The 6,164-nt window shown below is 47.7% G+C and carries 6 protein-coding genes; all 6 read right to left on the reverse strand.

Translation table 11 applies throughout. From position 1 onward, the window contains the following. Nucleotides 1-94: 94 nt before the first annotated feature. On the reverse strand, nucleotides 95-1,114 hold the full coding sequence (locus tag KW93_RS14855) for an NAD(P)H-dependent glycerol-3-phosphate dehydrogenase (protein ID WP_033543832.1): 1,020 nt from the start codon (nucleotides 1,112-1,114) through the stop codon (nucleotides 95-97). A gap of 25 nt (nucleotides 1,115-1,139) precedes the next feature. After that, a complete protein-coding gene (gene der, locus KW93_RS14860; protein ID WP_033543827.1) occupies nucleotides 1,140-2,450 on the reverse strand; it encodes a ribosome biogenesis GTPase Der in 1,311 nt (436 codons plus the stop codon). A 94-nt stretch (nucleotides 2,451-2,544) separates the two neighbouring features. Further along, nucleotides 2,545-3,579 (reverse strand): type 2 isopentenyl-diphosphate Delta-isomerase, encoded by a 1,035-nt coding sequence (gene fni / locus KW93_RS14865; RefSeq protein WP_327078721.1) that lies wholly within the window; start codon nucleotides 3,577-3,579, stop codon nucleotides 2,545-2,547. A gap of 21 nt (nucleotides 3,580-3,600) precedes the next feature. Then, nucleotides 3,601-4,746, reverse strand: a complete 1,146-nt coding sequence (gene rpsA, locus KW93_RS14870; protein ID WP_033543829.1) for a 30S ribosomal protein S1 — start codon at nucleotides 4,744-4,746, stop codon at nucleotides 3,601-3,603. Nucleotides 4,747-4,818: 72 nt separating this feature from the next. Then, nucleotides 4,819-5,406: a lysophospholipid acyltransferase family protein gene (locus KW93_RS14875; protein WP_033543830.1), complete on the reverse strand. Its 588-nt coding sequence runs from the start codon at nucleotides 5,404-5,406 to the stop codon at nucleotides 4,819-4,821. A 1-nt stretch (nucleotide 5,407) separates the two neighbouring features. Continuing rightward, entirely contained in the window at nucleotides 5,408-6,082 is a 675-nt protein-coding gene (cmk, locus tag KW93_RS14880; RefSeq protein ID WP_033543831.1) for a (d)CMP kinase, read from the reverse strand. Nucleotides 6,083-6,164: the final 82 nt, after the last annotated feature.

Genomic DNA, 6,164 nt, shown 5'->3' on the forward strand with positions numbered 1-6,164 from the left:
GAAAGCGTCCGCCTAAAAGCGAAATGATTGAAGCAGATGATGTTTTTCGACAGACTGAGGGAGCGGTGCTGAGCACCGCTCCCTCTAAAATAATTTACAGAAGATCTATCAGGTCTTCCATTTCGTTTTTCTTCATTCTGCCCATCAGATGCCCCACGGCTTCTTCTGTTGGCACATTGTCGAACAGGACGCTGTATAGCGCCTCTGTTATCGGCATGGGTACATCATGGGCTTTTGCCATTTGATGTGCCGCTTTAGTTGTGCGGATGCCTTCGACTACCATGCCCATTTCCTGCAGCACTTCATCGAGGGATTTTCCTTTGCCGAGCATATTGCCCGCACGCCAGTTTCGTGAATGCCGGCTCGTGCAGGTCACAATCAGATCGCCCACTCCAGTCAGACCCGAAAATGTTAAAGGTGTAGCTCCCATTTTGACGCCAAGACGGGCGATTTCAGCAAGCCCCCGGGTCATTATCGCAGCTTTCGCGTTATCGCCAAGCCCCAGTCCATCCGTGATGCCGACTGCCAGTGCAATGATATTTTTCAGCGCACCGCCGACTTCCACACCGATTACATCCGTATTCGTATAGACACGGAAATAATGGTTCATGAACATGTCCTGCACCCGCTCTGCGGATTCAGTATTTTCGCAGGCGGCCGTTACGGTTGTCGGATGCTCAAGCACCACTTCTTCCGCATGGCTAGGGCCAGACAGAACGACCAGGTCAGCGATCCATTTTTCCGGTATTTCTTCGCGGATCATTTCACTGACACGTTTCAGGCTGTCCGGCTCGATCCCTTTTGAAACATGTATAAAAAGGGACGGCTTCTCAATCAGCCCGGCAATATCAGCTGATACTTCCCGCATGGCCTTCGTCGGCACTGCCAGAACATGCACATCCGCATGTTTGACCGCCAGTTCCAGATTGCTGGTCGCTTTTAGATTTTCCGGCAGTTTGATGCCTTTTAAATAACGTTCATTTGAATGCCGGTTGATTTCTTCGGCTTGATCCTGCCGATGGGACCACAATAGAATGTCATGGCCATTCTGCGCAAGGACATAGCTGAGGGCCGTCCCCCAGCTGCCGGCTCCATAGACCGTAATTTTTTCCATCATTGAAAAACCACCTTTATCTCAATTAAGTGCGGGCACGTGTAATCAGACGGAGAGGCGTGCCTTCGAAATCGAAACTTTCCCGTATTCTGTTCTGTAAAAATCGTTCGTAACTGAAATGCATCAATTCCGGTTCATTTACAAAAACGACGAAAGTCGGGGGTTGAATTGCTACTTGCGTCACATAATACAGGCGCAGTCGCTGTCCTTTATCGGATGGTGCAGGGTTCATCGCCACAGCATCCGCTATCACTTCATTCAGGATACTTGACTGAATGCGGCGTGAATGATTTTCATTCACCTTGTTGATCGTTTCCAGAATGCTGTGCACCCGTTTTCCGCTTAAGGCCGAAACGAACATGATCGGCGCGTAATCGAGGAACAGGAAATGCTCACGTATTTTGCGCGTCATGACATTCATCGTTTTTTCGTCTTTTTCGATCGCGTCCCATTTATTGACGATAATGATGACCGCTTTGCCTGCTTCATGGGCATAGCCGGCGATTTTCTTATCCTGCTCCTGGATGCCTTCTTCTGCGTTCAGGACGACCAGGACAACGTCGGAGCGTTCAATCGCGCGAAGTGCACGAAGCACACTGTATTTTTCAGTGGACTCATAGACTTTACCTTTTTTTCGCATGCCGGCGGTGTCGATGATGACATATGGCTGGCCTTCGTATTCGTACTGGGTATCAACTGCATCTCTTGTTGTTCCGGCCACTTCACTGACAATTACCCGCTCTTCCCCAAGGAATGAATTGACCAGCGAAGATTTTCCGACATTCGGACGGCCAATCAATGAAAACTTTATGACATCTTCCCCGTAATCCTCTTCATCTTCTTTCGGGAAATGCTTGGCAACTTCGTCAAGGAGATCTCCAAGTCCGAGACCGTGAGATCCCGAAATTGGATAGGGTTCCCCCATGCCAAGTGTATAGAAATCATAAATCATGGGTTGCATATCGGGATTATCGATTTTATTCACCGCTAAAATGACAGGTTTTTTTGTGCGGTAAAGGATTTTCGCCACCTGTTCATCCTGCACAGTAACCCCGTCACGACCGTTCACAAGGAAGATGATGACATCCGCTTCGTCCATGGCGATCTCTGCCTGCTGGCGAATCTGCTCCAGAAACGGTTCGTCGCGAAGGTCGATGCCTCCTGTATCTATAATATTGAATTCATGTGTCAGCCAATCTGCAGAACTGTATATACGATCACGCGTCACTCCCGGGATATCCTCCACGATTGAAACACGTTCTCCCACTATTCGATTGAAAATCGTAGACTTGCCCACGTTCGGCCGGCCGACTATTGCTACTACCGGTTTTGACATAATAACTTCATCCTTCCACTTCTAATATGCTTATTATACATGAAAAAAGGGATGGCATCCTGAAAATGTCCATCCCCCCTTGTTGCTGAAATATTCAGTTTTTCAAGCCGTGCGCAAAAGAGTCAGGGTCGAATCCCCGTGCCCGCAGATAAGCCGCTAAATTACCGGACAGTACAGCCGGGCATTTTTGAAGATCCCGGACAGTTCTGGCGCCAAGAGCGGTCATCATCATTGCAAGGTCCTCGTGGAGGTCTGCTACACTTTGTATGAGCTTTGTCTCGCCTTCTTCAATCGCCAGTCTCAGGAATGAGCCGGCAAGCCCGGCTGCATCTGCCCCAAGCATGAAGGCCTTAACCATATCCTGTGCATCCCGGATTCCGCCGGAAGCAAGGACAGTTCCAGGGAAGGCTTTTTTTACTTCAACAATCGCTGCTGCAGTCGGTATGCCCCAGCCCTGAAAATACTCGAGCTTTTTGGAACGCCGTTCATTTTCAATTTTGGCGAAATTTGTACCGCCGAAACCGCTGACATCAACAGCAGAAATTGCTGTTCCGCTCAATTTCAATGCCGTTTCATAGGAAATGCCAAAACCGGTTTCTTTGACGATGACCGGAACACTGAGAGATTCAGCAATGAGCTGGATTCTCTCCAGAGCGCCTTTAAAATCCCGGTCACCTTCCGGCATCGTCAATTCCTGGATTACATTCAAATGAATCTGCAGCGCATTCGCTTCGATAATTTCAACTGCTTCCTGAGCCTGTTGCAGACTTGCTTCACTGCCAAGATTTGAAAAGATGATGCCATTCGGATTTTCTTTTCGGACAATTTCAAAAGACGCCCGTTCGGAAGGATCTTTTATCGCTGCCATTTGAGATCCTACAGCCATTGCCATTCCGGTTTCCTTCGCTGCCCGTGCCAGTATCGCATTTAATTTTGCTGTTTGCTCTCCGCCGCCGCCTGTCATAGCATTAATAAAAACAGGTGATTTCAAATTCAAATCACCTGTTTCCGGGCGCAGATCAATATCAGACACCCCAAAACCGGACAGCGCCTGATGAACAAAACGGATGTCCTCAAACATTGTGCCCGTATCCTGGACTGTCGTTAAAGCATAATTGATATGGTCCATCTTGCGTTGTGCTCTCGACATTTACTCGGATTTAAAGCCTTTCAATTTATCGCCGATGACATCACTGATGGAGAAGCCGCTCGATTCCTCCGGCATTTCGTAATCCGAATAATCCTGATTGCCTTCTTTTTCCTGCAATTCCTTGATGCTTAATGACAGGCGTTTATCTTCTTTATTTACATCAAGTACTTTTACCTGCACTTCTTCACCTTCGTTCAGCACTTCGTGCGGCGTCGCAATATGCTTATGGGCGATCTGCGAGATGTGCACGAGACCTTCAACACCGGGAAGCACTTCAACAAACGCGCCGTAGCTGACAAGGCGTTTCACTTTTCCTGTATGGACCGAACCTTTAGGCGCTTTGTCTTCGATTGAATCCCATGGTCCGGGAAGCGTATCTTTGATGGACAGCGAAATTCTCTCCGAATCCCGGTCTACAGAAAGGACTTTGACCGTCACTTCCTGGCCTTCAGTCACAGCATCCGATACCTGATCAATATGTTCGTGGGAAAGCTGGGAGATATGGACAAGGCCATCGACGCCCCCAATATCAACAAACGCGCCAAAAGAGGCAATCCGCTGAACTTTCCCTTTGATAACATCACCGGGATGGATTCTTTCCATAACTTCCACTTTATGGGACTCTTTTTCCTTCTCCACTACTGCACGATGGGAAAGGATAAGCCGATTATTTTCTTTTTCCATTTCAACAATTTTGAAAGTCATGACTTTGCCTTTATAATCCTCGAATGATTCCACAAAATAATCTTCCACCAGCGAAGCCGGAACGAAACCTCGGACTCCAAGGTCAACCACCAGGCCGCCTTTCACCACATCTTTCACTTCCGCTTCGATGATTTCACCGGAATTGAATTTTTCTTCTAATGTATCCCATGCTTGTTCGGCATCCACTTTACGTTTGGATAAAACAAAGTTTTCGTCTTCCACTTTTGTAATCACCAGATCAAGCACATCACCTACCTGCACTGAATCTGAAGCTTTCTCGATGTGGAGGCTCGACAACTCACTGATTGGAATAACCCCATCAAAAGGAGCACCTTCAATAGTTACTGTTACTGCTTTCTCTTCGATTTTAGCAACTGTACCTTTAACGTGATCGCCAGTTTGAAACCCGCTGTTTTCCATCATGTTCATTTCCTCAGACATAAGTAGCCCTCCTTCACAAACTATCCAACTTCTATTTTATTCGAATTCTCTAATAAAAACAAAACTTATCCCTTATTTTTCCGAGTTTTCGTCAAGAAGCTGCTGGATACTCGCCATGATGACCGTTGTGACTTCCTCTGCTGAAGCCTTGCGTTCACGGTAGGGTGCCATCAGGACCGGATCCCCGTAGACCACTTTCACTTTTCTGAACGGTTTATAAGGTCCGATTATTGCACAGGGCATGACATCCGCATCGCCTCTCAGCGCAAAAAAGCCTGCACCGCTCAGGCCTTTTTTCAATATGCCGTCATCTGATCTCGTTCCTTCGGGAAAGAGTCCGACCACATCGCCGTTCTTCAAAATTTTTAATGCGCTGCGAAGCGCCTCCCGGTCGCTCATTCCCCGCTTGACGGGAAACGCATTGACCTGCGGAAGAATACGGCCGAGCACAGGCACTTTGAACAATTCCTCTTTTGCCATGAAATGTACCGTCCGGGGTGCAGTCATTCCTACAACCGGGGGATCAAGCGCGTGTATATGGTTGGAACAAAGCAGAATTCCGCCCTGTTTCGGGAATTTTTCAGTGCCGGTCACTTCAAACCGGTAAAGGGGAGTAAGCACTGTTTTGACCAGCACTTTGCCGAATGTATATAAATTCACATCAGTTCAACCTTTCTTCCGCTAATTTTAGAATTTCAGCTGCAGCTTCTGCAATTGTTAAAGATGTCGTATCGATATACAGCGCATCGTCTGCCTGGCGCAGCGGAGATACTGCTCTTTCACTGTCCATTTTATCGCGTGCCGCAATCTCTTCCTGAAGTTCTTCAAAAGATATATCGATTCCTCTTTTGCGATTTTCTTCATATCGGCGTCTTGCCCGCTCTTCGACAGTGGCAGACATAAAGACTTTCAATTCGGCATCCGGCAATACATGTGTTCCGATATCGCGGCCGTCCATGACGACGCCTCTGCCGGATGCAAGCTGCTGCTGGAGCTTCACCATCTGTTTTCGCACAGATTCATGGGAAGCCATTTGTGAGACTGCTTTCGTTACATTTTGAGAACGGATGTCTTCTGTGACGTTCCGGCCGTCCAGGAAAACCAATTGGCCGTTCGGCGACGGCTGAAGGTCTATACGGGTTCCGCTCAATAAATCCCCCGCATCTTTACTGTCTTCAAGATTGATGCCTGTTTCCAATGCCTTTAATGTGATGGCGCGGTACATTGCGCCGGTATCGATATAGACATAGCCTAATTTTTCAGCTACTATTTTTGCAATTGTGCTCTTTCCGGCCGCAGCAGGGCCATCAAGCGCTATTTGAATGGATTTCGTCAAAAAAGGTCACCTCATCGTATGTAGTAAAATAAGTTTATCATAAGAAAAGCGACAGCGCCCGCTTAGCTCTGAAAGGCATAAG

Source organism: Planococcus sp. CAU13 (assembly GCF_000775575.1).
In the GTDB taxonomy this organism is placed as follows: Bacteria; Bacillota; Bacilli; order Bacillales_A; family Planococcaceae; genus Planococcus.

Bases quoted from the DNA above. Each gene is read 5' to 3' on its own strand.
- KW93_RS14855 (WP_033543832.1), bottom strand. From the start codon at position 1,114: ATGGAAAAAATTACGGTCTATGGAGCCGGCAGCTGGGGGACGGCCCTC.
- der (WP_033543827.1), bottom strand. From the start codon at position 2,450: ATGTCAAAACCGGTAGTAGCAATAGTCGGCCGGCCGAACGTGGGCAAG.
- fni (WP_327078721.1), bottom strand. From the start codon at position 3,579: ATGGACCATATCAATTATGCTTTAACGACAGTCCAGGATACGGGCACA.
- rpsA (WP_033543829.1), bottom strand. From the start codon at position 4,746: ATGTCTGAGGAAATGAACATGATGGAAAACAGCGGGTTTCAAACTGGC.